The organism is Klebsiella sp. w6 (genome assembly GCF_033100215.1).
Classification (GTDB): Bacteria; Pseudomonadota; Gammaproteobacteria; order Enterobacterales; family Enterobacteriaceae; genus Klebsiella; species Klebsiella variicola.
In genome coordinates this window covers 618,373-643,662 of the sequence record NZ_CP136907.1, presented here as the reverse complement: position 1 = coordinate 643,662, position 25,290 = coordinate 618,373, and the positions used below count along the sequence as shown (strand labels likewise).

Here is a 25,290-nt window from a genome sequence, read left to right as displayed (position 1 = left end):
GGCATCCTGAAATAGCACGTTAAAGAGAGAGGCTGGCGCGAGCGCCCGTTTAATTCGCCTGACCGGCCAGTACCAGCCCGGTGGCGACCGCATTGCGCGGCCCTTCTGTTCCCCGAATATTGCCCTGCCCGGCGACCACGCCATAGTGCGACAAGGCTTCCGTGATAAGCTGCGGGATCTCAAAGTCCAGCGATGAGCCGCCCACCAGCACCACAAAGGCGATATCGCGAATGGAACCGCCGGGTGAGACCTGGCGCAGCGCGCGCAGGCAGTTGGTGACAAACACTTTCTCTTTCGCCTGCCGGCGCACGAGACGAATTTTTTCCAGCGGGCTGGCGTTATCGATCGGCACCAGTTCGCCCTCCCTGATGTACACCACCTTGGCGAACACCGCCGGGCTGAGGGCTTCCCGAAAGAACTCCACCGCGCCATTCTCATGACGAATACTGAACAGGCTTTCCACTTTGGCCAGCGGGTATTTTTTAATCGCTTCCGCCAGCGAAAGATCCTCGAGGCCCAACTCGGTTTTAATCAACAGGCTGACCATATTCCCCGCCCCGGCGAGATGGACCGCCGTTATCTGCCCCTCCGCGTTGACGATCGCCGCATCCGTCGAGCCGGCGCCGAGGTCGAGGATCGCCAGCGGCGCCGCACAGCCGGGAGTGGTTAACGCCCCGGCGATGGCCATGTTGGCCTCCACGCCGCCCACCACCACCTCGGTCTGCAGTCGGGCGCTCAGTTCGCGGGCGATAACCTGCATTTGCAGACGATCCGCTTTCACCATCGCCGCCATCCCGACGGCATTCTCCATGGCGCACTCGCCGGCCATCCCGCCCTGCACCTTGCGCGGAATAAACGTATCCACCGCCAGCAGATCCTGGATATATATCGCGCTCATCTCATGGCCGGTCAGGGACGCCATTACCTTGCGCACCCGCTCAAGCATGCCGCCGGCGTGGGTGCCCGGTTCGCCGCGGATATCGCGTACCGGAACGCAGGCGCTCATCGCCTGCATGATGGCTTCCGCGCCCTCGGCGACATCGGCCTCTCCGCGGCGCTTTTCGCCGCTAATGTAGAGGTTACCCGCCGGGATCACCCGCGACTGCACGTCCCCCTGCGGGGTCTTGAGCACCACCGCTGAACGGTTGCCAATCAGGGCGCGGGCGATGGGGACGATGGCCTGGGTCTCTTCCGGGCTTAGCCCGAAGAAGGTGGCGATCCCGTAGGGATTCGACAGGATCCGCACCACCTGGCCCGGCGCAGCCACTTCCACCGCCGCCATCACCCCCTCGGGGACCTGCTCCAGCAGCGTCACTTCATCCACCACCGGCAGGGTTTTACGCAGGCGGTTGTTCACCAGCACGCCGTCGTCCTTTTTGAGGATCGCCGCCACCACGTTGATCCCCCGGTCGAGCGCCTCATTGAGCCACCACACGGCGTCAAGGAAATCGACGGCGTCGTCAATCAGTACGATCCACCCCTCGGCATACTGCGCCGCCGGCAGCGTCGCCAGCCGCCCGAGGGCGATAGTCGTCCCCACGCCAACGCCCACCCCGCCCGGAGTCTGCGGGTTATGACCGATCATGGTCGATTCGGTGATAATGGTCTCGGTGATGGTTTCCATCGCCACATCGCCAATCACCGGCGCGGCTTCGTTAAGATAGATGCGAGAGACATCGCTCATCGACCAAGGTGTTTTCGCCAGGGCCTGCTCCAGCGCGGCGAGGGTCCCGGCGATATTGTCCCGCGTCCCTTTCATGCCCGTCGTCGCGACGATCCCGCTGGCAACAAACGCCCTCGCCTGCGGGTCGTCGGACGCCAGCGCCACCTCAGTGGTGGCGTTGCCGATATCAATCCCGGCTATTAACGGCATGCTGACCTCCGCTTAGCTTCCTTTACGCAGCTTATGCCGCTGCTGATACACTTCCGCCGACTCCCGGACAAAGGCGGCATTCACTGTCGCATGCCAGGTGTGCTCCAGCTCGTCGGCGATCGCCAGCAGCTCCGCCTGCGAGGAGCGGAACGGGCGCAGCGCGTTATAGATAGCCAGAATGCGCTCGTCAGGAATGGCGATAAGTTCCGCCGCGCGGCGAAAATTGCGCGCCACCGCATGGCGCTGCATCTGCTCGGCAATCTGCGCCTGGTACTCAAGGGTCTGGCGGGAGATCCGCACATCCTGCGGGCCCACCTCGCCAGAGAGCACCTTCTCGAGGGTAATATCGGTCAATGGTTTGCCGGTAGGCGTCAGGATATGCTCCGGGCAGCGGGTGGCTAACGGATAATCCTGCACGCGCATGGTTTTCTCGCTCATGGTCACTCCCTTACTAAGTCGACGTGCAGGGTGACGGGCTCGGCGTCCTGCACCACATGTTTGGTCTCTTTGATATGAAATAGCGCGGCTTTGGCCATAAATTTCGGCCGCACCATCTGATCGTTCACCACCGGCACCGGCGAAGGTGACTCTTTGCGCGCATAGCGCGCGGCGTTTTTGCCAATCTGCCGGTAGGTCTCCAGCGTCAGCAGCGGCGCCTGGGAGAACAGCTCCAGGTTGCTGAGCGGCAGCAGATCGCGCTGATGGATGACCGTGGTCCCCTTCGACTGGATACCGATGCCGATCCCCGAGCCGCTCAGGTTGGCCGCATCCCAGGCCATAAAGGAGACGTCGGACGTGCGCAGAATGCGCACCACTCGGGCGTGAAGCCCCTCTTCTTCCACCCCGGCAATCAGCTCTTTGAGGATCGCGCCATGGGGCATATCGATCAGCGTGTGATGCTGGTGTTTATCGAAGGCAGGGCCGACGCCGATCACCACTTCATCGGCACGTTCATCGGCAGAAGCCACCCCGCCCTCGCGGGTTTTCAGGGTAAAAGAGGGCTGAATTTGGGTTGTCTGTTGCACAGGAATACCGCCTTATTCAATGGTGTCAGGCTGAACCACGCCCGGAATATTTTTGATCTCCGCCCAGCGTTCGGCAGAGATGCGATAGCCGGTGCCCGGCCCCTGATAGTCATTGATGTCGTTGACCGCGCTCACCACCTCGAATTGCCGATCGAGAATGGCCGAGGTCTGTAGGTAATCGCCGGTGACCCGCTGGCGCAGCATATTGAGAATATTGCTGGCGATATCCTCAAAGCCGCTGCGGCTCAGCGCGCCGACAATATCGAGGCCGGTGATGTTGCGCTTCATCATCTCTTCCACCGCGCTCAGATCCTCCACCACGTTACGCGGCGGCATCTCGTTGCTGCCGTGCGCGTAGGTGGCGGCCTCCACCTCCTCGTCGGCGATCGGCGGCAGCCCCAGCTCGCGGAAAACCGCCTGGATCGCCCGCGCCGCTTTCTGGCGAATGGCAATGGTTTCCGCCTCGGTCACCGGACGCAGGCCGCCGTCAACCATCAGGTCACGCTGCAGGATGTTGTAATCATCAAAATCTTCCGCATCGAAGTTCGAGCCGGCGAACATGTTGTCGTAGTTCGGCACCGCGCTGTAGCCGGAGAAAATAAAGTCGGTGCCCGGCAACATCTGCATCAGGGTGCGCGCGGTGCGGCGAATATCCGAGTGGGAGAAAGTCTGGTCGTTGGCGGACGCCACTTCGAGGTCGAGCATAGAGGCAATCAGGTTTTCCGCCAGCACCGCCCGAATGCCCGACGGCACAGCACCGGTCATGCCGATACAGCTCACCGCGCCGTTTTGCAGTCCCTGAACCCCGGCGCCTTTGGTAATGAAGATGCAGCGCGATTCGAGGTAGAGCATCGACTTGCTCTCCGAATAGCCCATCAGCGCTTCGGATCCGGTGCCGGAGGTGTAGCGCATTTTCAACCCGCGGGAGGCGTAGGCCGAGGCGAGGAACGCCTTTGACCACGGAGTATCATCGCCGTCGGTAAATACCGCCTCGGTGCCGTAGACCGACACCGTCTCGGCGTAGCTGGTTAAGCCACGCATGCCCAGCTCCAGCTCGGTGGCCTCTTCCACCGAGCACTGCGTCAACACGCCGGGGCGGCCGCACTGCGAACCGACCAACAGCGCCAGGGCGTTAAACGGCGCGTAGCGCGCGATACCGACCGTGGTCTCCTGTTCTGAGAAGCCGCGGATCCCGGCCTCGGCGGCGTCAGCGGCAATCTGCACCGGATTATCTTTGAGATTGGTGACGTGGCACTGGTTGGAGGGGGTCCGGCGGGCACGCATCTTCTGCAGCGCCATCATCATCTCCACCACGTTCATCTGCGCCATCACCTCGACCGCTTTGGCCGGCGTGATGGCGGTAGTGATGGCAATGATCTCCTCCCGGCTGACGTGAATATCCACCAGCATGCGGGCTATTTCCACCGCCTCCAGGCGCATTGCCTGCTCTGTGCGCTCAACGTTGATCGCGTAATCGGCGATAAACCGGTCGATCATGTCAAACTGGTCCCGGCGTTTGCCGTCCAGTTCGACGATCAGACCGTTGTCCACTTTTACTGAAGAGACAGGGTCAAAGGGGCTGTCCATGGCGATCAGCCCCTCTTCAGGCCACTCGCCAATCAGCCCGTCCTGATTGACGGGGCGCTGGGCCAGTACTGCAAATCGTTTTGATCTTTTCATTGTTCATCGGCTCAAAAGGTGAAATCCGCAGACGGTAGCGAATACGCCGGGCCAGCGTCGTTGCCGCCCGGCCATTACCGGCAATAGCGGAACTTTAAATGAGCCAGTGGTGAAAAAAATAAATTTAATTTCGTTTCAATTTGGCACACGAAATCTACCGACAGTTTCACTATGAAACTTTACTCCGGCGGCAAAAATAAAAAATGTGATCGCCCGCAATGATGTAAATCAATTAATAAAAAACGCCCTTAATTACGTTTTGCCGACGCTATTTTAACCCTATTGACTAAATCATGGCGGGCGACAAAATAACGCTGACAAAAATAAAGCAAGCCAACCGAATGGTAATAGTTTTTACTATCACCCCCTACTGACTATTCGCGCCAGCGTTATCCTGGTGCGGGAGAGAATGATGAACAAGAGCCAACAAGTTCAGACAATCACCCTGGCCGCCGCCCAGCAAATGGCGGCGGCGGTGGAAAAAAAAGCCAATGAGATCAAGGTGGCGGTGGTGTTTTCCGTGGTTGACCGCGGAGGCAACACGCTGCTTATCCAGCGGATGGACGAGGCCTTCGTCTCCAGCTGCGATATTTCCCTGAATAAAGCCTGGAGCGCCTGCAGCCTGAAGCAAGGTACCCATGAAATTACGTCAGCGGTCCAGCCAGGACAATCTCTGTATGGTCTTCAGCTAACCAACCAACAGCGAATTATTATTTTTGGCGGCGGCCTGCCAGTTATTTTTAATGAGCAGGTAATTGGCGCCGTCGGCGTTAGCGGAGGTACGGTCGAGCAGGATAAATTATTAGCCCAGTGCGCCCTGGATTGTTTTTCCGCATTATAACCTGAAGCGAGAAGGTATATTATGAGCTATCGTATGTTTGATTATCTGGTGCCAAACGTTAACTTTTTTGGCCCCAACGCCATTTCCGTAGTCGGCGAACGCTGCCAGCTGCTGGGGGGGAAAAAAGCCCTGCTGGTCACCGACAAAGGCCTGCGGGCAATTAAAGATGGCGCGGTGGACAAAACCCTGCATTATCTGCGGGAGGCCGGGATCGAGGTGGCGATCTTTGACGGCGTCGAGCCGAACCCGAAAGACACCAACGTGCGTGACGGCCTCGCCGTGTTTCGCCGCGAACAGTGCGACATCATCGTCACCGTGGGCGGCGGCAGCCCGCACGACTGCGGTAAAGGCATCGGCATCGCCGCCACCCATGAGGGCGATCTGTACCAGTATGCGGGAATCGAGACCCTGACCAACCCGCTGCCGCCTATCGTCGCGGTCAACACCACTGCCGGCACCGCCAGCGAGGTCACCCGCCACTGCGTCCTGACCAACACCCAAACCAAAGTGAAGTTTGTGATCGTCAGTTGGCGCAACCTGCCATCGGTCTCCATCAACGATCCGCTGCTGATGATCGGTAAACCGGCCGCCCTGACCGCGGCGACCGGGATGGATGCCCTGACCCACGCCGTAGAGGCCTATATCTCCAAAGACGCTAACCCGGTGACGGACGCCGCCGCCATGCAGGCGATCCGCCTCATCGCCCGCAACCTGCGCCAGGCCGTGGCCCTCGGCAGCAATCTGCAGGCGCGGGAAAACATGGCCTATGCCTCTCTGCTGGCCGGGATGGCTTTCAATAACGCCAACCTCGGCTACGTGCACGCCATGGCGCACCAGCTGGGCGGCCTGTACGACATGCCGCACGGCGTGGCCAACGCTGTCCTGCTGCCGCATGTGGCCCGCTACAACCTGATCGCCAATCCGGAGAAATTCGCCGATATCGCTGAACTGATGGGCGAAAATATCACCGGACTGTCCACCCTCGACGCGGCGGAAAAAGCCATCGCCGCTATCACGCGTTTGTCGATGGATATCGGTATTCCGCAGCATCTGCGCGATCTGGGAGTAAAAGAGGCCGACTTCCCCTACATGGCGGAGATGGCTCTGAAAGACGGCAATGCGTTCTCGAACCCGCGTAAAGGCAACGAGCAGGAGATTGCCGCGATTTTCCGCCAGGCATTCTGAGTGTTAACGAGGGGGCCGTCATGTCGCTTTCACCGCCAGGCGTACGCCTGTTTTACGATCCGCGCGGGCACCATGCCGGCGCCATCAATGAGCTGTGCTGGGGGCTGGAGGAGCAGGGGGTCCCCTGCCAGACCATAACCTATGACGGAGGCGGTGACGCCACTGCGCTGGGCGCCCTGGCGGCCAGAAGCTCGCCCCTGCGGGTGGGTATCGGGCTCAGCGCGTCCGGCGAGATAGCCCTCACTCATGCCCAGCTGCCGGCGGACGCGCCGCTGGCTACCGGACACGTCACCGATAGCGACGATCATCTGCGTACGCTCGGCGCCAACGCCGGGCAGCTGGTTAAAGTCCTGCCGTTAAGTGAGAGAAACTGAATGTACCGTATCTATACCCGCACCGGGGATAAAGGCACCACCGCCCTGTACGGCGGCAGCCGCATCGAGAAAGACCATATTCGCGTCGAGGCCTACGGCACCGTCGATGAACTGATATCCCAGCTGGGCGTCTGCTACGCCACGACCCGCGACGCCGGGCTGCGGGAAAGCCTGCACCATATTCAGCAGACGCTGTTTGTGCTGGGGGCTGAACTGGCCAGCGATGCGCGGGGCCTGACCCGCCTGAGCCAGACGATCGGCGAAGAGGAGATCACCGCCCTGGAGCGGCTTATCGACCGCAATATGGCCGAGAGCGGCCCGTTAAAACAGTTCGTGATCCCGGGGAAGAATCTCGCCTCTGCCCAGCTGCACGTGGCGCGCACCCAGTCCCGTCGGCTCGAACGCCTGCTGACGGCCATGGACCGCGTGCATCCGCTGCGCGACGCGCTCAAACGCTACAGCAATCGCCTGTCGGATGCCCTGTTCTCCATGGCGCGTATCGAGGAGACTAGGCCTGATGCTTGCGCTTGAACTGGCTGGCGTCAATATCGTACTGCTTCATTTTGCGCCACAGGGTGGTGCGGCCGATATTGAGCAGCTGCGACATCTCCTGCACCCGCCCGCTGGTCACCCGGGCGGCGTGAATAATAGCTTCCTTTTCGATGGCGCTAAAGGTCAGGCTGGCCGGCAGCAGCGATGACGTGCTATCCCCGCCCGGCCGCTCGGAAAAGAGATATTCCGGCAGATTACTCAGGCGAATGTGGCCGTTGTCGCTGCTGATGGCGATATTTTCAATGACGCTGTTGAGCTCAAAATCATTCCCCGGCCACGAGTAGGCCACCAGCTGCGCCAGCGCGTCATCGTCCACTTTCAGTCGCGAAGAGAAACGCTTCTCCAGGCTCTTCAACCGGTTATGCACCAGCGACGGAATACTGTTGCGTCGGGCGCGCAGCGGCGGGATGACGATCTCGAACGAGTGCAGCGCATAGTACAGCTGGCGGCTAAAGCGGTTCTGCTCCACCAGGTTGGCCAGATCGACGGTGGTGGTGGCGATCACCTTCACATCCACCGGGATCAGGCGCCGGGCGTCAAGGCGGGTGAGCACTCCCTGCTTAATGACCTGCAGCAGAGCCGACTGCAGCTCCGGCGCCAGATACTCAATCTTTTCCAGAAACAGGGTGCCGCCGTTGGCCAGCTCAAGCCGGCTCAGGCGGCCATTCTCATCATCAGTGGGGGCGCTGCCCATAAAGTCCTGGCCCAACACGCTGTCGGCATACAGCTGGCAGTTGACGGCGATGTAGGGGCCGCCTGCCCGCTCGCTTTCATTGTGGATGGCCTGGCTCAGCAGCTCTTTCCCGACCCCCTCTTCGCCGCACAGCAGCACCGGGAAGCCGCCGCGCGCCGCCTGGCGGCCAAAGTGGATCAGGCGCCGGGTTTCCGGATCGTCAGCAGACATCTGCTCAAAGGTGTGGCTGACTTTACCGAGCTGGCTGGTCATCAGCTGCCGCATCTGCTCCACCGGGTGCAGGAGCAGGATAAAGCTGTTGCCTTGCGCCTCGACAATCGGTTTTAAGGTGATCACCGCGTCGACAAACTGATGCTGGCTTTCAAAGGTGACTTCGACGTGATTCAGGCCGCGGGCGTGTTTGATGGCGCGGCGCAGCAGCGCAGGGAGGGTCACCAGATCGGCGATATTTTTCCCCTGGCTGGCCTGGGCATCAAGATGCAGCAGTCTCGCCGCCTGAACATTGAGAAACTGCAGGACGCCCTGCTCGTTCCACGCCATCACCCCATCGTCCATGCTCTCCAGCAGGCCGTACATCTGATTGAGGTGGCGGTTGGATTCCGCCAGCAGGCTGTCGGTGAGCAGTGAATTGCCCACCTCGCGGGCGATGGCCAGCGTCAGGGAAAGGTCGGCGCTGGACTGGTGCTCCACCAGGCAACCGAGGGAGATGGAGCCGAATAGCCGCCCGTGATTATCAAACACCGGCGTCGAACAAAAGCTCCATGGCTGCAGGGCCTGCTTAAAATGCCGATCGCCGGCGGTGTTGATCGGCTGCCCCTGCATCGCGGCCAGCGACAGCGCGCAGGTGCCGATAATGCTCTCCGCGCAGTAGCTGCCGTCGCGAAATCCCAGGTCAGCCAGCTGGGCCAGCGTTTGCGGTTCGCCGCAGCGGCTCAGGATGCAGGCGGTCTCATCAAGAATAAACAGCGCGCAGGGGCGACCGTCCATAAACTCCCAGGCGTCCTCCAGCGCCGCCTGACCGATGGTCAGCAGCGCGGTTTTACGCCGACAGATGGAGTCGAAGGTCAGGCCCTGGGCCTGGTGCGGCGTTTGCCAGGTTTCACGCTGCATAAACTTGCTGCAGCGATGCCATGACTGGGCGATGACGGCAGAGACCGCCTTCCCGGTATCCTGAGTCTGAACAGTCATACTGTTTTCCGCGTTTTACCATAGAGAACCCCTCCGGCAGCCACTGCCAGAGGGGAGAAAGAAAAACCGCCGACCGGCGCCAGCGGTTTAGCCACCGCGAATTAACGCGCCAGCCACTGCTGGCCTAACAGATCGGCGGTGAGGATAGCGGCGTGCACACTCTCCGGGGTCACCGCGAACGGCATATTGTGGATGGTTTCCCCTTCCGCGCAGGTGGCTTTCGCCACCGCGGCGATTTTCGCGTCGATCCCCTCTTTGACGCCCATCTGCGCGAGGGTCACCGGCAGGCCGACGCGCTGGCAGAAGCCCAGCACCGTTTCAATCTCGTCCATCGGGCTGTTCTGCAGCACCAGCTGCGCCAGGGTACCGAAGGCCACTTTCTCGCCGTGATACAGGTGGTGGCACTCTTCCAGAATGGTGAAACCGTTGTGGATCGCGTGGGCGGCGGCCAGGCCGCTGCTTTCAAAGCCAATGCCGCTGAGGTAGGTGTTCGCCTCGATGATGCGCTCCAGCGCTTCGGTCACCACCCCGGCCTGTGCCGCCAGACGGGCCTTTTCGCCCTCCGCCAGCAGCGTATCATAGCACAGGCGGGCGAGGCTCAGCGCCGCCTCGGTGGACTGCCCCCCGGCCATGCTGGTGGCGCGCGCATCGTAGCAGGCCTTGGCCTCGAACCAGGTGGAAAGCGCATCGCCCATGCCGGAGACCAGCAGGCGTACCGGCGCTTTGGCGATAATCGCCGTGTCCATCACCACCATATCCGGGTTTTTCGGATAGATCAGATACTCTTCAAACTCACCCGCTTCGGTGTAGATCACCGACAGCGCGCTGGTTGGCGCATCGGTCGAGGCGATGGTCGGGATCACCACCACCGGCAGCTTCTGGTAGTAACCGATCGCCTTCGCGGTATCGAGGGTTTTACCGCCGCCGATGCCAACCACGCCGCGGCAGCCCTGTTTTTGCAAAATCGCCATCAGACGGTTAATTTCCGCATGGCTGCATTCACCGTTGAACCGTTCCGCATGGCAGCGAATATCGTGGCTCTGCAGACCATTCACCACTTTCTCTCCCGCCAGCTTCATCACGAAATCGTCGGCGATGACGAAGAAGCTCTCCGCCAGGTTTTTGGCGTATTGACCGAACAGGACAGCAGCATCAGGACCCTGAAGATATTTGGCTGGAGATTGAATAACTTTTAGCATTCCTTTCACCCTCAAATAAGTGCGCATGTAGACATGAAGAGCCCTGGCGTTATCCGCGCCGGCCGGAAAACGCGGCCTGAACGGAACGGTACCGGAGCAGTGCGATCACTGTAGGGCCGGCAGGGAACAAAAAAATCTTTCGCCTTTTTGTTCTGATATGAAACACAGCTTAAATTTTTACGTTTCATATTGGAACAAAAAACCCTGTTCTCTGTCAGGATTGCGATCCCGATCCGCTCATCTGCCGCATAATGCCCTTACCATCCCCCCTTTTCGGCCTTTTTTTCTCCCGCAGCCGGCAGAAAATCAGCAAAAATTTTTTCCCACCCGCTTCGCCAGCCATCCTGACCGCCGCTTATAACAGAAGAAAAAAAGCGCGCCAGCTCGCATTTTCACCGTATCCTCGGCAAAAACGTTCCATAAAGAAACAAAATCAGGAAGCAATGTTTCGTAATGAAACCCGATCGTCGGGGCATTCTTTTTTTCGTCCGCTCAGCCAGAATCATCATATCGCCAGGCACGCTCCACCGTCAGACGATACCCCTACGCGATGACCGCCTCCGCCAGCAGAGAGGCCGCATCGAACCTTCTCCAACGGAGCACTGAATAATGAAAAAGCTGATTAACCGTGTTGAAGATGTACTGAATGAACAATTACAGGGGCTGGCTAAAGCCCATCCGCAGCTGACCCTGCATCAGGACCCGCTATATGTGACCCGCACCGACGCGCCGGTGGCCGGCAAGGTGGCCTTGCTCTCCGGCGGCGGCAGCGGACATGAGCCGATGCACTGCGGCTATATCGGCCAGGGCATGCTCTCTGGCGCCTGCCCGGGGGAAATCTTCACCTCGCCGACGCCGGACAAAATGTTCGAATGCGCGATGCAAATTGACGGCGGCGAAGGCGTTCTGCTGATTATCAAAAACTACACCGGCGACATCCTGAACTTCGAAACCGCCACCGAGCTGCTGCATGAGAGCGGCATTAAAGTCACCACCGTGGTGGTCGACGACGACGTGGCGGTGAAAGACAGTCTCTATACCGCTGGTCGCCGCGGCGTCGCCAATACCGTGTTGATCGAAAAACTGGTCGGCGCCGCCGCCGAGCGCGGTGACTCGCTGGAAGCCTGCGCTGAACTGGGCCGCCGCCTGAACAATCTCGGCCACTCGATTGGTATCGCTCTCGGCGCCTGCACCGTACCGGCCGCCGGGCAGCCCTCCTTTACGTTGAAAGATAACGAGATGGAGTTCGGCGTCGGCATTCACGGCGAGCCGGGCATCGACCGCCGCCACTTCAGCTCGCTGGACCAAACCGTCGATGAGATGTTCGATACCCTGCTGGAGAATGGCGCCTACAGCCGCACGCTGCGCCAGTGGGATACCGTCAAGGGCGCGTGGCAGGAAGTGAAGCAGAGCAAAACCGCGCTGCAAAACGGCGACCGGGTCATCGCGCTGGTCAATAACCTCGGCGCCACCCCGCTGTCCGAACTGTACGGCGTGTATCACCGTCTCGCCCAGCGCTGCGAAGCGTCCGGCATCATCATCGAACGCAACCTCATCGGCAGCTACTGCACCTCGCTGGATATGTCGGGCTTCTCCATCACCCTGCTGAAAGTGGATGATGAGACGCTGGCGCTATGGGACGCCCCGGTTCATACCCCGGCGCTGAACTGGGGAAACTAAGGAGCACGACATGTCACTGAACAGAACGCAAATCGTCGACTGGCTGTACCGCTGCGGCGACATTTTCACCAAAGAGAGCGATTTTCTCACCGGCCTCGATAAAGAGATCGGCGACGCCGACCACGGTCTCAATATGCACCGCGGCTTTAGTAAAGTGGTCGAAAAGCTGCCGTCGATCGCCGATAAAGATATTGGCTTTATCCTGAAAAATACCGGCATGACGCTGCTCTCCAACGTTGGCGGCGCCAGCGGCCCGCTGTTCGGCACCTTCTTTATTCGCGCCGCGCAGGTCACTCAGGCCCACCAGAGCCTGACCCTCGACGAACTGTACCTGATGATCCGCGAAGGCGCGGACGGGGTGGTCAACCGCGGCAAAGCGGAGCCAGGGGATAAAACCATGTGCGACGTCTGGCTGCCGGTGGCGGACTCCCTGCGCCAGTCCAGCGAGCAGCACCTGTCGATCGCCGCCGCGCTGGATGCCGCCTGCGAAGTGGCCGAGCGTGCGGCCCACGCCACCATCACCATGCAGGCGCGTAAAGGCCGCGCCAGCTATCTCGGCGAGCGCAGCATCGGACATCAGGATCCCGGCGCAACCTCGGTGCTATTTATGGTTCAGATGCTGGCCGCCGCCGCCAAAGAGTAAGGAAATCGCGATGGTAAACCTGGTTATTGTTTCTCATAGCGCCCGGCTGGGCGAAGGTGTCGGAGAACTGGCCCGGCAGATGTTAATCAACGATGGCTGCAAACTGGCGATCGCCGCCGGGATCGACGATCCAGACAGCCCGATCGGCACCGATCCGCTTAAAGTCATGGAGGCGATCGAATCTGTCGCCGATACCGATCACGTGCTGGTGATGATGGATATCGGCAGCGCGTTGCTCAGCGCCGAAACCGCCCTCGATCTGCTCGATCCGGCGATTGCCGCGAAGGTGCGGCTGTGCGCCGCGCCGCTGGTGGAAGGGACGCTGGCGGCCACCGTCAGCGCTGCCTCCGGCGCCGGGATCGACAAGGTGATCGCCGACGCCATGAGCGCCCTGGAGGCCAAGCGGGTTCAGCTGGGTTTACCTTCGCCAACTTCTGACGCCGCGCCGGCGCCGATGCTTGCCGACGACGGCGACACAAAATCGGTTTCAGTTATTATTAACAATCACAACGGCCTGCACGTGCGTCCGGCGTCGAAGCTGGTCGCCGCGCTGGCGGGTTTTAATGCCGATCTGCTGCTGGAGAAAAACGGGAAGTGCGTCAAACCGGACAGCCTCAACCAAATCGCGCTATTGCAGGTACGCCGTAACGATAAACTGCGCCTGCTGGCCCGCGGTCCGGATGCCGACGCGGCGCTGGCGGCGTTTCAGGCGCTGGCCGCCGATAACTTCGGTGAATCGCCTGCGGCGCAACCGGCAGCGGCTCCGGCAACGCCCGAGCGCGTCGAAGGCGTTGCCCTGCGCTATCCGCTGGCCCTGATCCAGCCGCTCCGCCCGGCTGCCGCCGATGCTGCCCGCGAGCAGCAGCGCCTGCGCCAGGCCATCGACCAGACGCTGGCGGATCTTATCGCCCTGACCGAGCTGGCGGAAAATAAATTTAACGCCGATATCGCGGCGATCTTCGCCGGGCACCACACCCTGCTCGACGATGACGATCTGTTTGATGCCGCCAACGATCGTCTGCTCACCGAACAATGCTCGGCGGAATGGGCGTGGCATCAGGTGCTAATGGAGCTCAGCCAGCAGTATCGCCAGTTGGATGACGCCTACCTGCAGGCGCGCTATATCGATATCGAAGATATTCTGCAGCGCACCCTGCGCCATCTGCAGGGTATTAAGCAGACGCTGCCGACGCCCGGCGAGCCAACAATTATTATTGCCGACAACATTTATCCCTCAACCGTCTTACAGCTGGATGCCAATCTCGTCAAAGGCCTGTGCCTGCGCGATGGCAGCGAACAGGCTCACGGCGCGATTATCGCCCGCGCCGCGGGGATCGTCTGGCTGTGCCAGCAGGGCGAGGCGCTAAATGATATTCAGCCTGGCGAAGCCATCGCGCTCGATATGCGTAACCAGCGCCTTATCCGTGACTAAAATTCACGTTGACCGTTACCGCTCCGGAGGCCTGCCTCCGGAGGGTGAGTTTTCGCTTACTCTTCAGGAACCACTATGTCTCAATTCTTTTTTAACCAGCGCGCCAGCCTCGTCAACGATGTGATTGAGGGTACCATTATCGCCAGCCCGTGGAATAACCTCGCCCGTCTGGAGAGCGACCCGGCGATCCGGGTGGTGGTCCGTCGCGATCTGAATAAAAACAACGTGGCGGTGATCTCCGGCGGCGGCGCCGGCCATGAACCGGCGCACGTCGGCTTTATTGGTAAAGGCATGCTGACCGCCGCGGTCTGCGGCGATCTGTTCGCCTCGCCGAGCGTCGACGCGGTGCTTACCGCCATTCAGGCGGTGACCGGCGAGGCGGGCTGCCTGCTGATCGTCAAAAACTACACCGGCGATCGGCTTAACTTCGGCCTGGCGGCGGAGAAAGCGCGCCGTCTCGGCTACAACGTGGAGATGCTGATCGTCGGCGACGACATTTCGCTGCCGGATAACAAGCAGCCGCGCGGCATCGCCGGGACCATTCTGGTGCATAAAGTGGCGGGCTATTTCGCCGAGCGCGGCTTCAACCTCGCCACCGTCCTGCGTGAAGCGCAATACGCCGCCAGCCATACCGCCAGCATCGGGGTGGCGCTGGCCAGCTGCCACCTGCCGCAGGAAGCCGACAGCGCGCCGCGCCATCAGGCCGGTCACGCCGAGCTGGGAATGGGCATCCACGGTGAGCCGGGCGCCTCGACGATCGCCACGCAAAACAGTGCGGAAATCGTCAACCTGATGGTGGAAAAACTGACTGCCGCCCTGCCGGAAACCGGCCGCCTGGCGGTGATGCTTAATAACCTCGGCGGCGTGTCGGTGGCTGAGATGGCGATCCTCACCCGCGAGCTGGCCAACACCCCGCTGCAGGCGCGCATTGACTGGCTGATAGGCCCGGCCTCGCTGGTGACGGCGCTGGATATGAAAGGCTTCTCGCTGAGCGCCATCGTGCTGGAGGAGGGTATTGAAAAAGCGCTGCTGTCGGACGTGGAAACCGCCGGCTGGCAGACGCCGGTGCAGCCGCGGGCAGTTAACATCATGCCGTCCACTCTCGCCAGCGCGCGCGTCGACTTCATGCCATCGGGCAATCCACTGGTGGGCGATTACGTCGCGCAGGTGACCGGCGCCCTCATCGATCTTGAAGAACATCTCAACGCACTGGACGCCAAAGTGGGCGACGGCGATACCGGCTCCACCTTCGCCGCCGGGGCGCGCGAGATTGCCGACCTGCTGCAGCGCCAGCAGCTGCCGCTAAACGATCTGCCAACGCTCTTCGCGCTGATCGGCGAACGTCTGACGGTGGTGATGGGCGGCTCCAGCGGGGTATTGATGTCTATCTTCTTCACCGCTGCCGGGCAGAAGCTGGGACAAGGCGCCAGCGTGGCCGAGGCGCTGAACGCCGGTCTGGAACAGATGAAGTTTTACGGCGGCGCCGATGAGGGAGACCGGACGATGATCGACGCTCTGCAGCCGGCGCTGGCGGCGCTGCTGGCCGAACCGGAGAACCTGCAGGCCGCTTTTGCCGCGGCGCAGGCCGGGGCGGATCGCACCTGCCAGTCGGGCAAAGCTGGCGCCGGACGCGCGTCCTATCTCAATAGCGATAGCCTGCTCGGCAACATGGACCCCGGCGCCCATGCGGTAGCGATGGTGTTTAAGGCCCTGGCGGAACGATAAGCCTTCCCCGGTGGCGCAGCGCTTACCGGGGCTACAAATCGGCGCCAACCGTACGCAAGCCGCTATCCGGGTTTTACTGGGGCGACGTCACACCGCCGAAGAGAAGGTCGGGTAAGGCGTAAGCCGCCACCCGACAAAAAACGGCGCCAACCGTAGCCCGGATAAGGCGCAAGCCGCTATCCGGGTTTTACCACGATGGCTTTTTACTTGCTGTGCCAGTACGCCTGGGAACGCACCAGCTGCTGATCGATACTCTCGTCTTCAAAGCGCGCCAGCAGCGATTTCACCACCGCGCCTTCGCCGGTCAGCCAGATGAAATAATCCTCCGCCGGCACCTTCACCTGGGCCAGACGCTCGGCGACGAAGGCCGGGTTGTGGCCCACCACCCACTCGATGTTAAAGCCGTCGAGATCCGCCAGATAATCTTTATACGACGCATCGGCGATAGTAACGATGGCCGTCACCTGCGGCCTTGCCGGCAGCTGGCGTAACCCCAGCAGACGACGGCGCAGCGCCGGCATGCCGGACTCATCGCAAACATACAGCTGCCAGGCATAATCTTCCGGCACCACCAGCGAGCCGCGCGGGCCGCCGATCACCAGCTTATCGCCCACTTTTGCTTCCAGCGCCCAGCGGCTGGCAATACCGCCATCGTGGATATAGAAATCGTAAGCCAGCTCGTGACGTTCGGCATCGTACAGCGGCGTATAGTCACGGGTCGCAGGCCGCACGCCCTCGCCCCAGTCAATCCCCTCCTCGGTCACCTGCGGCGGGGTAAATGCCGCGCCCGGCTCGGGGAAAAAAAGCTTGGTATGATCGTCAAAGCCGTGAGAAGCGAAGCCTTCCAGCGCCTCGCCTCCCAGCACGATACGCTGGAACGCCGCGCCTGCGCGCTCCACGCGCAGCACCGTCAGCTCACGGAAACGCAGCTCATTGCGGACACGCTGCGGGTACTTGTCTGCTTTGGTTTTTGTCATCATCGATTGCCTTCGTGAACGGTAAATAGATATATCTAAACTTGATGCAAATGATAATGATTGCCAACTAAAAAGAATGCAAGTCTTTTTTTGATATAGTCAAAACAAACCGCATCAAAATCCACAATCAGAAAATAATTACATATATATCAATATATTAAAAAATAAATATCAACCAGCATTGCGAACATTTATTTTTTAGATATAAATTAGATATATCAAAAACAACAGGAGGTAACCATGCGACATCATCATGAAGAGGGGCGTGGGCCACGCGGGCGCCACGGTGATCCCAGCGAACACGGCGACCATGGCCGCCGCGGCGGCGGACGCCGCCAGCGTTTCTTTGGCCACGGTGAACTGCGGCTGATCATTCTGGATATCCTCAGCCGCAACGCCAGCCATGGCTATGAGCTGATCAAAGAGATCGAAACGCTTACCCAGGGGAACTACAGCCCCAGCCCGGGGGTGATCTACCCGACGCTGGATCTGCTCCAGGACCAGGGCCTTATCAGCGTGGAAGATGACAACGGACGTAAAAAAATCGTTATCAGCGAGGAAGGAAAACAGCTGCACGCCGAGAACCAGGAGCACCTGGCCCATATCCAGGAGCGTCTGCAGGCGCGGATGGTCGGCTGCGAGCTGCGCCGGGATCCGCAGATGAAGCGCGCGCTGGAAAACTTCAAAGCGGTCCTCGACCTGAAAGTGAACCAGCAGGCCAGCAGTGCCGCCCAGCTCAAGCAGATCATCGGCATTATCGACCGGGCGGCGATGGAGATCTCTCAGCTCGACTAAGCCTCTTTTTTCACCACCGGCTGCCCCGCGCTGGGGCAGCCCGCACCACGGCGGATCGCCCCGTCCATTGCTGCCAGGCAGAAAATCTTGTCAGCTCAGGAATAAAACATGCCAATAGTGGCGCAATGAGATTAAATTTTACACATTTCGTCTTTTGCTTTGCATTTATCCCGATTTTCACCGCTTCTGCCGAACTGGCGTAATCCCTGCAATACTTAATCCAGTATCGTGTGATACGTCCGCCCCAGGAGCACATTTTGAACAGGTTACCTTCCAGCGCATCGGCTCTGGCCTGCAGCGCACACGCACTGAATCTCATTGAAAAGCGCACGCTTGATCATGAGGAAATGAAAGCACTTAACCAGGAGGTCAGGGAATACTTTAAAGAGCATGTGAATCCGGGGTTTTTAGAGTATCGAAAATCGGTCACAGCCGGCGGGGATTACGGAGCCGTAGAGTGGCAAGCGGGAGGGTTAAATACGCTTGTCGACACCCAGGGACAGGAATTTATCGACTGCCTTGGTGGGTTTGGCATCTTCAATGTAGGGCACCGTAATCCAGTTGTGGTATCCGCCGTCGAGAATCAACTCGCGAAACAACCGCTTCACAGTCAGGAACTGCTGGATCCGCTACGCGCGATGCTGGCGAAAACCCTGGCAGCCTTAACGCCCGGCAAACTAAAGTACAGTTTCTTCTGCAACAGCGGTACCGAATCGGTAGAGGCGGCTATCAAGCTGGCGAAAGCCTATCAGTCGCCGCGCGGTAAATTTACCTTCATCGCCACCAGCGGCGCCTTCCACGGTAAATCGCTGGGTGCGCTGTCGGCCACCGCCAAGTCGACCTTCCGCAAACCCTTTATGCCGCTGCTGCCGGGCTTCCGCCACGTGCCGTTCGGCGATATCAACGCCATGCGCACCATGCTGAGCGAGTGCAAGAAAACCGGCGACGACGTCGCGGCGGTGATCCTCGAGCCGATTCAGGGCGAAGGGGGCGTGATCCTCCCGCCGCAGGGGTATTTGCCGGCGGTGCGTAAGCTGTGCGATGAGTTTGGCGCCCTGCTGATCCTCGACGAAGTGCAGACCGGCATGGGCCGCACCGGCAAGATGTTCGCCTGCGAGCATGAGAACGTTCAGCCCGATATTCTGTGTCTGGCGAAAGCGCTCGGCGGCGGTGTGATGCCGATCGGCGCGACGGTGGCGACGGAAGAGGTCTTCTCGGTGCTGTTCGACAACCCGTTCCTGCACACCACCACCTTCGGCGGCAACCCGTTAGCCTGTGCGGCGGCGCTGGCGACGATCAACGTGCTGTTGACGCAAAACCTGCCGGCGCAGGCGGCGCAGAAAGGCGATATGCTGCTGGACGGGTTCCGCCTGCTGGCGCAGGAGTATCCGGACCTGGTGAATGAAGTACGCGGGAAAGGCATGCTGATGGCCATCGAATTTGTCGATAACGAGATTGGCTACGACTTTGCCAGCGAGATGTTCAGACAGCGGGTGCTGGTCGCCGGGACGTTAAACAACGCCAAGACGATCCGCGTTGAACCGCCGCTGACCCTCACCCTGGAGCAGTGTGAGCAGGTGCTGAAAGCGGCGCGTAAGGCGCTGGCGGCCCTGCGCGTCTCGGTTGAAGAAGCGTAATAAGTGCCCTTCCCCCTCTCCCACAGGGAGAGGGGGAAGGAAAATCCTCACACCTGCGGTAACAGGCCGATAAAGCTGCGCTTCTGCCGCGGCTGCGACATCATCTCCTCCAGCTTTTCGACGCAGGCTAAATAGTGCGGCGTCTTCTTATGCGCCAGCACCGCCTCATCGTCTTTATAGGCTTCGTAGATAAAAAAGCGGGTTTTCACCTCAGGATCCTGCAGGACATCAAAGCGCAGGTTGCCCGGCTCCTGCAGCGCGCCTTCGTGGTTGGCGCGAAACACCTCGAGAAACTCATCCACCCGCTCGGGTTTAATATTGATCTCCACCAGCGTCACGTTCATTTCAGCTCTCCCTGTTTCTCTTCCTGCCAGAACTGATACGCTTCGCGCGCGTTCAGATTCTCATGCACCACCTTTTTCACCGCCTTCAGCATCGCGCGCGGGGCGCTGGACTGGAAAATATTGCGCCCCATATCCACCCCGGACGCTCCCTGATCGATCGCCCGCCAGCACATCTCCAGCGCCTCATGCTCCGGCAGTTTTTTACCGCCGGCAATCACGATCGGCACCGGACAGCTGGCGGTCACTTTTTCAAAGCCTTCCTCAACGAAATAGGTCTTCACAAACTGCGCCCCCATTTCGGCGGCAATCCGGCTGGCCAGCGAAAAGTAGCGCGCATCGCGGGTCATCTCTTTGCCGACGCCGGTAACCGCCAGGACCGGCATACCGTAGCGATTGCCGGCATCCACCAGTTTGATGATGTTATTGATCGACTGATGTTCGTATTCGCTGCCGATATAAACCTGCGCCGCAACCGCGCATACGTTGAGACGCAGCGCGTCTTCCATCGCCACCGCCACGCATTCGTTGGAGAGTTCGCTCAAAATCGAATTGCCGCCGGAGGCGCGGAGCACCACCGGCTTATTGGTGGCCGCCGGTACCTGGCTGCGCAGTACGCCGCGGGTGCACATCAGCACGTCGGTGTCGGCAAACAGCGGCGCAATCGACAGGTCGATACGCTCCAGCCCGGTGGTTGGCCCCTGGAAGTAACCATGATCGAAGGCCAGCATCACCGTGCGGTTGCTGTGCGGATTAAAGATGCGCGCCAGCCGCGACTGCATGCCCCAATCCAGTGAACCACAGCCTTTCAGGGTATACAGCGTATTCTGCTGCGGGCGGTCGATGCCGAAGTCCTTACCCTCTTTGATATCGTCTAAATCAGCCATCTTTTCCTCCGTCAGAAGTCGTAGTTGTTGATGTTCTCTTTGCTGAACACCACGCGCTCCGGCAGCAGCACGATACCGTTGCCCTTCGCCTCATACTGGTAGCCCTGCACGCTATTCGGTTCGACCTTCAGCGAGCCGATATCTTTCACCTCAACGCTGTCGCCGACGTTAAGATCGCCCTTTTTCAACAATCGATCGGCGACGTTAACCGCAATTTTGCCCTGCTGAACCACATCCCACAGGCCGAACGCTTTCACCGTGCCGCGCTCAACGTACGGGCGCATCACGTTCGGCGTACTAAAGCCGACGATCGCCACGCCCTGACGCTTGAGGTTCTCCGCCGCCTGCGCCGCCGCCGGCAACGCATTGGCATCCGGCGCGATAATGGCGTCGAGATCCGGATACGCTTTTAAGATCCCCTCGGCGGTTTGCAGCGATTTGGTGGCATCGTTATAGCCAAACTGGGTGGTGACGATTTGCCACTGCGGATGCTCTTTTTCGATTTTGGCTTTGGCTTCCTTCACCCACTGGTTCTGGTCGGTCACCGTCGGGCTGGAGTAGAAAAACGCGACTTTGGCGGCAGGTTTGCTGACCTGCTTTTCCGCCATCTCCACCAGCAGGCCGCCGAGCTGCTGCGGCGTGCCCTGGTTGATATAGATGCTGCGGCACTCCGGTTTGGTATCGGAATCCCAGGTCAGGACTTTCACCCCGCGCTGCATCGCCCGCTTCAGCGCCGGGCACAGGCCGTCCGGCGAAACGGCGGAGACGATAATCGCGTTGTAGCCCTGGTTGACGAAGTTGTTGATAAGCTGCACCTGGCCGGAGACGCTGGGCTCGGTGGGGCCGTCATAGGTGACATCAACGCCCAGCGCTTTCCCCGCCTCTTTCGCGCCGTTGCCGCCGCTGGTAAAGAAGCCGACGCCGACCAGCTTAGGAATAAAGGCGATGCGGTCCGCCGCTTGCGCGGTAACCACGCTCATCGCCAGCGCCAGCGCGCTGACCTGCAGGATACGTTTTGTTTTCATTGTTGTGCTCCGATTGTTCTATGCGAGAAAAGACGCCGCCAGGTCGCGCGCACCCATTCACGGTGCAGGCTCAGCGAACGCCCCATCACCACCACAACCAACAGCGCCCCTGACAGCGCGCTCGACACCTGGTTGGGGATGCCGACCATCTGTAAACCCTGTTGCAGATACCCCACCAGCAATGCCGCCAGCGCGGTACCCAGTATCGATCCCGAGCCGCCGTAAATATTGGCCCCGCCGAGCACCGCCGCGGTCAGCGCCGGCATCAGCAGGTCGCGGCCTAAATCCGAACGCGCCGAGCCGAAATAGGAGACCATCACCAGCGCCGCGACCGCCGAGGCGACGCCCACCAGGCCATACAGCACGTACGGGATGCCGTTCACCGACAGCGCGGCATAGCGCGCGGCGCGCGGGTTTTGCCCGAGTAAAAAGAGGTGGCGGCCAAAGCGCCCGCGATGGGCCAGCAGCCAGAAGAGAAAGGTGATAATCGCGAACAGCACCAGCGGCAGCGGCAGTCCGGCGAGGGTTAAATTGGCGAAGGCGGTGAAGCTATCGGGAAAACCGCCAATCCCCTCGTAACCGGTCGCGCCGGCCATCCCGGAAAGCAACAGCGCGCCGCCGCCGTACAGATACAGCGTACCAAGCGTGATCACCAGCGGGCTGATGCCGGTGTAGTGGATCAGCGCGGCGTTAAATAACCCGCACAGCAGCCCTAACAGCAACGTCAGCGATACCGCGAGCCACAGCGGCCAGCCCGCCTGGGTCATCACTCCGAGGGCGATGGCGCACAGGCCGATGGTCGAGCCCAGCGAAATATCGATCCCGCCGCTGATGATCACCAGCGTCAGCGGCAGCGCGACAATACCGATGCAGATAAAGTCGCTGGTGCTAAAGAGCAGCATATTGAGATCCAGCATGCGCGGATTCAAGGCGCCGAACAGCAGGATTTCCGCGATCAGCAACGCCAGCAGCGCGCTTTCCCAGTTAAGCTTCAGCTTCATTTAAGCCACCTCTTTGCTTTTGCGTTCGGGAAAGCGGGCAACCTGTTTGCCCCCTTTATTACCGGGCTGGAAACGGCTGTATTTTAGCGCCCGCTGATGGCGGGCCAGCGCCTGGCGCAGGCGGCCATCGAGCACCAGCACGCCGAGCAGCACCAGGCCGGCGATAAAGTCATTCCACCAGGCGGGAAGGCGGAACAGCACCAGCACGGTGTCGATTTGGGTGAGGAAAAAGGCGCCGAGAAACGCGCCGAGCAGCGTGCCGGTACCGCCGAGCAGCGAGATCCCGCCCAGTACGCAGGCGGCGATGGCTTTCATCTCCAGCCCGCTGCCGGTCTGATTAGGCACAAAACCAATCTGCGCGGCGAAGACAATCCCGGCGCAGGCTGCCAGCATGCCGTTGAGGGTAAAGGCCAGCATCCGCGTGCGATTGACCGCCACGCCCAACTGGCGCGCGGCGGCGAGGTTATCGCCGACGGCGTAAAAATCACGACCAAAGGCGGTGCGCGACAGCAGCCAGCCGCCCGCCAGCAGCAGCGCCAGCACCAGCCAGCCCAGCGGCGACACGCCGATAAACGCCGGCTCCGAGAGCGACTTCAGGCTGTCGGGCAAGCCCTCGATCCATTTCCCGCCGGTCCACAGCAGCATCACCCCGCGATACAACCCCAGCGTGCCGAGGGTGGCGACGATCGCCGGAATGCGCAGTCCCACTACCAGCAGGCCGTTAAACGCCCCGGCCAGCGCGCCAATCGCCAGCGCGAAGGCGATAGCCGTCGCCAGCCCGTAACCGTTGTTCAGCGCCACGCCGACGGCGATGGCGCACAGCCCAACGGTGGAGCCTACCGACACGTCAATATTGCGGGTCAGCATCACCAGCGTCGCGCCCAATGCCAGCAGGCAAAGGATCTGCGAGCTGGCGAAAATCATCGCCAGGGTCTGCAGGCTGAAATAGGCTGGATTGAGCGCCACCAGCACGGCAAAGAGCGCCACGATGGCAAAGAAGGCGCTCAGTTCGCGATTCTTCAGTAACGTTTTCATGCCTGCCCTCCGAAGGCCAGGGTCATCATGCGATCGACGGTCACCGCCTGTCGCGCCAGCTCACCGCTGTAGCGGCCCTGATGCATCACCAGCACCCGGTCGGCCAGGCTAACGAACTCATCCAGATCGCTGGAGATCATCAGCACCGCCACGTTTTGCGCGGCAACGCTTTTTAGCAGTTGATAGATATCGGCGCGGGCGGAGACATCCACGCCGCGCGTCGGCTCATCGACAATCAGCAGCAACGGATTAGCTTCCAGACAGCGCGCCAGCAGCACCTTCTGCTGGTTGCCGCCAGAGAGAGTGCGCACGGGCTGATCGCCATCGGCCAGCTTGATCCCCAGCGCCCGGTGATAGCGTTCAACCACCGCCGCCTCCCGTTTCCCCTGCTGCCACCACGACGGCTGATTGAACATCACCGTGTTCCAGCGCACCGGCGCATCGAGAAACAGCCCCGAGACCTGGCGGTCTTCCGGCAGATAGACCAGCCCGCTGGCCAGCCTGGCGCGGGTGCTGTCGCGGCTAATCTCGCGGTTCTCCAGCCAGATCCGCCCGGCGCGCGGTGGACGCAGGCCGTATAAGGTTTCGGCAAATTCGGTGCGCCCGGATCCCACCAGTCCCGCCAGACTGACAATCTCTCCGGCGCGGATCTCCAGATTGAGATCGATAAAACCTTCTCCGGTAAGATCTTCCACCCGCAGCACGGGAAAGTCCTGCGGTTGCGTACGGCGGTTGCCCGGTAGCGACAGCCACAGCTTTTGCGTGTCGCTCAGCGCATGGTCACGGCTGGCCGGCGTCATCGCGTTAATCAGTTGCTCGTCGCGGTATGCCGCGGTCTCGCCGCTCAGCACCACCGCGCCATCGCGCATCACCGAAATATGGCTGGCAAGCTGGCGGATTTCGGGCAATTTGTGTGAGATAAAGACGATCCCAACGTCCAGCGCCTGTAACGCGCGGATCTGGCTAAAGAGCCTCTCGGTTTCACCCGGCGTTAAAGAGGCGGTGGGCTCATCCAGGATCAGGATCTTGGCCTCGCGCATCAGCCCGCGCAGGATCTCGACCATCTGTTGATCGGCCACCTCGAGCGTGCTGGCGCTGGCATCGAGGTTGATTTGGCAGTTCAGCTGCCGCAGTTTGTCCTGCAACCGCGGGGCGGTATCCGCCCGCTTCGGCAAACGAAAGAGAATGTTCTCGCGCACGCTGAGGTTGGGAAACAGCATCGGCTCCTGTGGCACCAGATAGATGCCCAGTTGGTGCGCCAGCGCCGGGCTGAGGCGCGCAAACGCGCGGTCGCCGATCGTCAGTTCACCGCTATCCGGCGTTTCAACGCCGGCGATGATCTTCATCAACGTCGATTTACCCGCGCCGTTGCCGCCCATCAGCGCATGCACCTGGCCCGCGCCTAGCGTGAAATCAATGCCCTTGAGCACCGCAACGCCGGAGAACTGTTTGCAAATCTGGCGAGCTTCAAGCAGTGGCTTCATCATCGCGCCTCGATTGA

Annotated in this window: 23 protein-coding genes and 1 pseudogene; 11 read left to right on the top strand and 13 right to left on the bottom strand. The window is 60.6% G+C overall.

Features of this window, described 5'->3' with window-relative positions; translation table 11 throughout:
- Positions 1 to 49: 49 nt before the first annotated feature.
- The 4 genes from R0140_RS03140 to R0140_RS03125 are packed head-to-tail and all read right to left on the bottom strand — an operon-like array spanning position 50 to position 4,578.
- A complete protein-coding gene (locus R0140_RS03140) occupies positions 50 to 1,873 on the bottom strand; it encodes a diol dehydratase reactivase subunit alpha (RefSeq protein WP_032736435.1) in 1,824 nt (607 codons plus the stop codon).
- A gap of 12 nt (positions 1,874 to 1,885) precedes the next feature.
- Positions 1,886 to 2,311: a glycerol dehydratase small subunit DhaB3 gene (locus R0140_RS03135; protein WP_002917670.1), complete on the bottom strand. Its 426-nt coding sequence runs from the start codon at positions 2,309 to 2,311 to the stop codon at positions 1,886 to 1,888.
- A gap of 2 nt (positions 2,312 to 2,313) precedes the next feature.
- The gene (locus R0140_RS03130; protein WP_002917672.1) at positions 2,314 to 2,898 is read right to left on the bottom strand and encodes a propanediol/glycerol family dehydratase medium subunit; all 585 of its coding nucleotides are present in this window, start codon (positions 2,896 to 2,898) and stop codon (positions 2,314 to 2,316) included.
- A 12-nt stretch (positions 2,899 to 2,910) separates the two neighbouring features.
- On the bottom strand, positions 2,911 to 4,578 hold the full coding sequence (locus R0140_RS03125; RefSeq protein ID WP_002917676.1) for a propanediol/glycerol family dehydratase large subunit: 1,668 nt from the start codon (positions 4,576 to 4,578) through the stop codon (positions 2,911 to 2,913).
- Positions 4,579 to 4,990: 412 nt separating this feature from the next.
- Between R0140_RS03125 and R0140_RS03120 the strand changes: the two genes are divergently transcribed.
- From R0140_RS03120 to R0140_RS03105, 4 genes are read left to right on the top strand one after another with little or no spacing between them, the layout of a single operon-like run.
- Positions 4,991 to 5,419, top strand: coding sequence for a GlcG/HbpS family heme-binding protein (locus R0140_RS03120; RefSeq protein ID WP_032736439.1), 429 nt, complete (start codon positions 4,991 to 4,993; stop codon positions 5,417 to 5,419).
- A 21-nt stretch (positions 5,420 to 5,440) separates the two neighbouring features.
- Complete coding sequence (dhaT, locus tag R0140_RS03115) at positions 5,441 to 6,604, top strand: 1,3-propanediol dehydrogenase (RefSeq protein ID WP_004889680.1); 1,164 nt, start codon at positions 5,441 to 5,443, stop codon at positions 6,602 to 6,604.
- A gap of 20 nt (positions 6,605 to 6,624) precedes the next feature.
- Positions 6,625 to 6,978, top strand: a complete 354-nt coding sequence (locus tag R0140_RS03110; protein ID WP_032731284.1) for a glycerol dehydratase reactivase beta/small subunit family protein — start codon at positions 6,625 to 6,627, stop codon at positions 6,976 to 6,978.
- Entirely contained in the window at positions 6,979 to 7,509 is a 531-nt protein-coding gene (locus R0140_RS03105; protein WP_032731285.1) for a cob(I)yrinic acid a,c-diamide adenosyltransferase, read from the top strand.
- Here R0140_RS03105 and dhaR read toward each other — a convergent pair.
- Positions 7,487 to 9,412: a dihydroxyacetone kinase operon transcriptional regulator DhaR gene (gene dhaR / locus R0140_RS03100; RefSeq protein ID WP_032741012.1), complete on the bottom strand. Its 1,926-nt coding sequence runs from the start codon at positions 9,410 to 9,412 to the stop codon at positions 7,487 to 7,489. The genes R0140_RS03105 and dhaR overlap by 23 nt on opposite strands.
- Positions 9,413 to 9,513: 101 nt before the next feature.
- Positions 9,514 to 10,611, bottom strand: a complete 1,098-nt coding sequence (locus R0140_RS03095) for a glycerol dehydrogenase (RefSeq protein ID WP_008806556.1) — start codon at positions 10,609 to 10,611, stop codon at positions 9,514 to 9,516.
- A 251-nt stretch (positions 10,612 to 10,862) separates the two neighbouring features.
- On the opposite strand from R0140_RS03095, the pseudogene R0140_RS03090 reads away from it, so the two are divergent.
- The 5 genes and pseudogenes from R0140_RS03090 to R0140_RS03070 all read left to right on the top strand — a co-directional run bounded on the left by R0140_RS03090 (position 10,863) and on the right by R0140_RS03070 (position 16,091).
- A pseudogene (locus R0140_RS03090) lies at positions 10,863 to 11,065 on the top strand (hypothetical protein).
- Positions 11,066 to 11,220: 155 nt separating this feature from the next.
- A complete protein-coding gene (gene dhaK, locus R0140_RS03085) occupies positions 11,221 to 12,291 on the top strand; it encodes a dihydroxyacetone kinase subunit DhaK (protein WP_032741013.1) in 1,071 nt (356 codons plus the stop codon).
- A gap of 10 nt (positions 12,292 to 12,301) precedes the next feature.
- Positions 12,302 to 12,934, top strand: a complete 633-nt coding sequence (gene dhaL, locus R0140_RS03080; RefSeq protein WP_008806558.1) for a dihydroxyacetone kinase subunit DhaL — start codon at positions 12,302 to 12,304, stop codon at positions 12,932 to 12,934.
- A gap of 10 nt (positions 12,935 to 12,944) precedes the next feature.
- Complete coding sequence (gene dhaM / locus R0140_RS03075) at positions 12,945 to 14,366, top strand: dihydroxyacetone kinase phosphoryl donor subunit DhaM (protein WP_032741014.1); 1,422 nt, start codon at positions 12,945 to 12,947, stop codon at positions 14,364 to 14,366.
- Positions 14,367 to 14,441: 75 nt separating this feature from the next.
- Complete coding sequence (locus tag R0140_RS03070; RefSeq protein WP_032736447.1) at positions 14,442 to 16,091, top strand: glycerone kinase; 1,650 nt, start codon at positions 14,442 to 14,444, stop codon at positions 16,089 to 16,091.
- Between the two features lie 203 nt (positions 16,092 to 16,294).
- Here the strand turns inward: R0140_RS03070 and R0140_RS03065 are convergent, their stop codons facing one another.
- A complete protein-coding gene (locus R0140_RS03065) occupies positions 16,295 to 17,071 on the bottom strand; it encodes a siderophore-interacting protein (RefSeq protein WP_004144829.1) in 777 nt (258 codons plus the stop codon).
- 237 nt (positions 17,072 to 17,308) lie between these two features.
- On the opposite strand from R0140_RS03065, the gene R0140_RS03060 reads away from it, so the two are divergent.
- Both R0140_RS03060 and ygjG read left to right on the top strand, forming a co-directional pair.
- A complete protein-coding gene (locus R0140_RS03060) occupies positions 17,309 to 17,863 on the top strand; it encodes a PadR family transcriptional regulator (protein ID WP_008806562.1) in 555 nt (184 codons plus the stop codon).
- A 257-nt stretch (positions 17,864 to 18,120) separates the two neighbouring features.
- Positions 18,121 to 19,500 (top strand): putrescine aminotransferase, encoded by a 1,380-nt coding sequence (ygjG, locus tag R0140_RS03055; protein WP_012540512.1) that lies wholly within the window; start codon positions 18,121 to 18,123, stop codon positions 19,498 to 19,500.
- 47 nt (positions 19,501 to 19,547) lie between these two features.
- Here ygjG and lsrG read toward each other — a convergent pair whose 3' ends face one another.
- From lsrG to lsrA, 6 genes are read right to left on the bottom strand one after another with little or no spacing between them, the layout of a single operon-like run.
- Positions 19,548 to 19,844: a (4S)-4-hydroxy-5-phosphonooxypentane-2,3-dione isomerase gene (gene lsrG, locus R0140_RS03050; RefSeq protein WP_002917723.1), complete on the bottom strand. Its 297-nt coding sequence runs from the start codon at positions 19,842 to 19,844 to the stop codon at positions 19,548 to 19,550.
- The gene (gene lsrF, locus R0140_RS03045) at positions 19,841 to 20,728 is read right to left on the bottom strand and encodes a 3-hydroxy-5-phosphonooxypentane-2,4-dione thiolase (protein WP_002917724.1); all 888 of its coding nucleotides are present in this window, start codon (positions 20,726 to 20,728) and stop codon (positions 19,841 to 19,843) included. The genes lsrG and lsrF overlap by 4 nt, the downstream gene beginning before the upstream one ends.
- 11 nt (positions 20,729 to 20,739) lie before the next feature.
- The gene (gene lsrB, locus R0140_RS03040; RefSeq protein WP_008806564.1) at positions 20,740 to 21,753 is read right to left on the bottom strand and encodes an autoinducer 2 ABC transporter substrate-binding protein LsrB; all 1,014 of its coding nucleotides are present in this window, start codon (positions 21,751 to 21,753) and stop codon (positions 20,740 to 20,742) included.
- The gene (gene lsrD / locus R0140_RS03035; RefSeq protein WP_008806565.1) at positions 21,750 to 22,754 is read right to left on the bottom strand and encodes an autoinducer 2 ABC transporter permease LsrD; all 1,005 of its coding nucleotides are present in this window, start codon (positions 22,752 to 22,754) and stop codon (positions 21,750 to 21,752) included. Before lsrD ends, lsrB begins: the two co-directional genes overlap by 4 nt.
- Positions 22,755 to 23,789, bottom strand: coding sequence for an autoinducer 2 ABC transporter permease LsrC (lsrC, locus tag R0140_RS03030; protein ID WP_016161856.1), 1,035 nt, complete (start codon positions 23,787 to 23,789; stop codon positions 22,755 to 22,757).
- Positions 23,786 to 25,273, bottom strand: a complete 1,488-nt coding sequence (lsrA, locus tag R0140_RS03025) for an autoinducer 2 ABC transporter ATP-binding protein LsrA (RefSeq protein WP_317704050.1) — start codon at positions 25,271 to 25,273, stop codon at positions 23,786 to 23,788. The genes lsrC and lsrA overlap by 4 nt, the downstream gene beginning before the upstream one ends.
- Positions 25,274 to 25,290: the final 17 nt, after the last annotated feature.

What these genes read in the sequence shown, in the direction of transcription:
- R0140_RS03140 (WP_032736435.1), bottom strand. Translation starts at nt 1,873, where the DNA reads ATGCCGTTAATAGCCGGGATTGATATCGGCAACGCCACCACTGAGGTG.
- R0140_RS03135 (WP_002917670.1), bottom strand. Translation starts at nt 2,311, where the DNA reads ATGAGCGAGAAAACCATGCGCGTGCAGGATTATCCGTTAGCCACCCGC.
- R0140_RS03125 (WP_002917676.1), bottom strand. Translation starts at nt 4,578, where the DNA reads ATGAAAAGATCAAAACGATTTGCAGTACTGGCCCAGCGCCCCGTCAAT.
- R0140_RS03120 (WP_032736439.1), top strand. Translation starts at nt 4,991, where the DNA reads ATGAACAAGAGCCAACAAGTTCAGACAATCACCCTGGCCGCCGCCCAG.
- dhaT (WP_004889680.1), top strand. Translation starts at nt 5,441, where the DNA reads ATGAGCTATCGTATGTTTGATTATCTGGTGCCAAACGTTAACTTTTTT.
- R0140_RS03110 (WP_032731284.1), top strand. Translation starts at nt 6,625, where the DNA reads ATGTCGCTTTCACCGCCAGGCGTACGCCTGTTTTACGATCCGCGCGGG.
- R0140_RS03105 (WP_032731285.1), top strand. Translation starts at nt 6,979, where the DNA reads ATGTACCGTATCTATACCCGCACCGGGGATAAAGGCACCACCGCCCTG.
- dhaR (WP_032741012.1), bottom strand. Translation starts at nt 9,412, where the DNA reads ATGACTGTTCAGACTCAGGATACCGGGAAGGCGGTCTCTGCCGTCATC.
- R0140_RS03095 (WP_008806556.1), bottom strand. Translation starts at nt 10,611, where the DNA reads ATGCTAAAAGTTATTCAATCTCCAGCCAAATATCTTCAGGGTCCTGAT.
- dhaK (WP_032741013.1), top strand. Translation starts at nt 11,221, where the DNA reads ATGAAAAAGCTGATTAACCGTGTTGAAGATGTACTGAATGAACAATTA.
- dhaL (WP_008806558.1), top strand. Translation starts at nt 12,302, where the DNA reads ATGTCACTGAACAGAACGCAAATCGTCGACTGGCTGTACCGCTGCGGC.
- dhaM (WP_032741014.1), top strand. Translation starts at nt 12,945, where the DNA reads ATGGTAAACCTGGTTATTGTTTCTCATAGCGCCCGGCTGGGCGAAGGT.
- R0140_RS03070 (WP_032736447.1), top strand. Translation starts at nt 14,442, where the DNA reads ATGTCTCAATTCTTTTTTAACCAGCGCGCCAGCCTCGTCAACGATGTG.
- R0140_RS03065 (WP_004144829.1), bottom strand. Translation starts at nt 17,071, where the DNA reads ATGATGACAAAAACCAAAGCAGACAAGTACCCGCAGCGTGTCCGCAAT.
- R0140_RS03060 (WP_008806562.1), top strand. Translation starts at nt 17,309, where the DNA reads ATGCGACATCATCATGAAGAGGGGCGTGGGCCACGCGGGCGCCACGGT.
- lsrG (WP_002917723.1), bottom strand. Translation starts at nt 19,844, where the DNA reads ATGAACGTGACGCTGGTGGAGATCAATATTAAACCCGAGCGGGTGGAT.
- lsrF (WP_002917724.1), bottom strand. Translation starts at nt 20,728, where the DNA reads ATGGCTGATTTAGACGATATCAAAGAGGGTAAGGACTTCGGCATCGAC.
- lsrB (WP_008806564.1), bottom strand. Translation starts at nt 21,753, where the DNA reads ATGAAAACAAAACGTATCCTGCAGGTCAGCGCGCTGGCGCTGGCGATG.
- lsrD (WP_008806565.1), bottom strand. Translation starts at nt 22,754, where the DNA reads ATGAAGCTGAAGCTTAACTGGGAAAGCGCGCTGCTGGCGTTGCTGATC.
- lsrC (WP_016161856.1), bottom strand. Translation starts at nt 23,789, where the DNA reads ATGAAAACGTTACTGAAGAATCGCGAACTGAGCGCCTTCTTTGCCATC.
- lsrA (WP_317704050.1), bottom strand. Translation starts at nt 25,273, where the DNA reads ATGAAGCCACTGCTTGAAGCTCGCCAGATTTGCAAACAGTTCTCCGGC.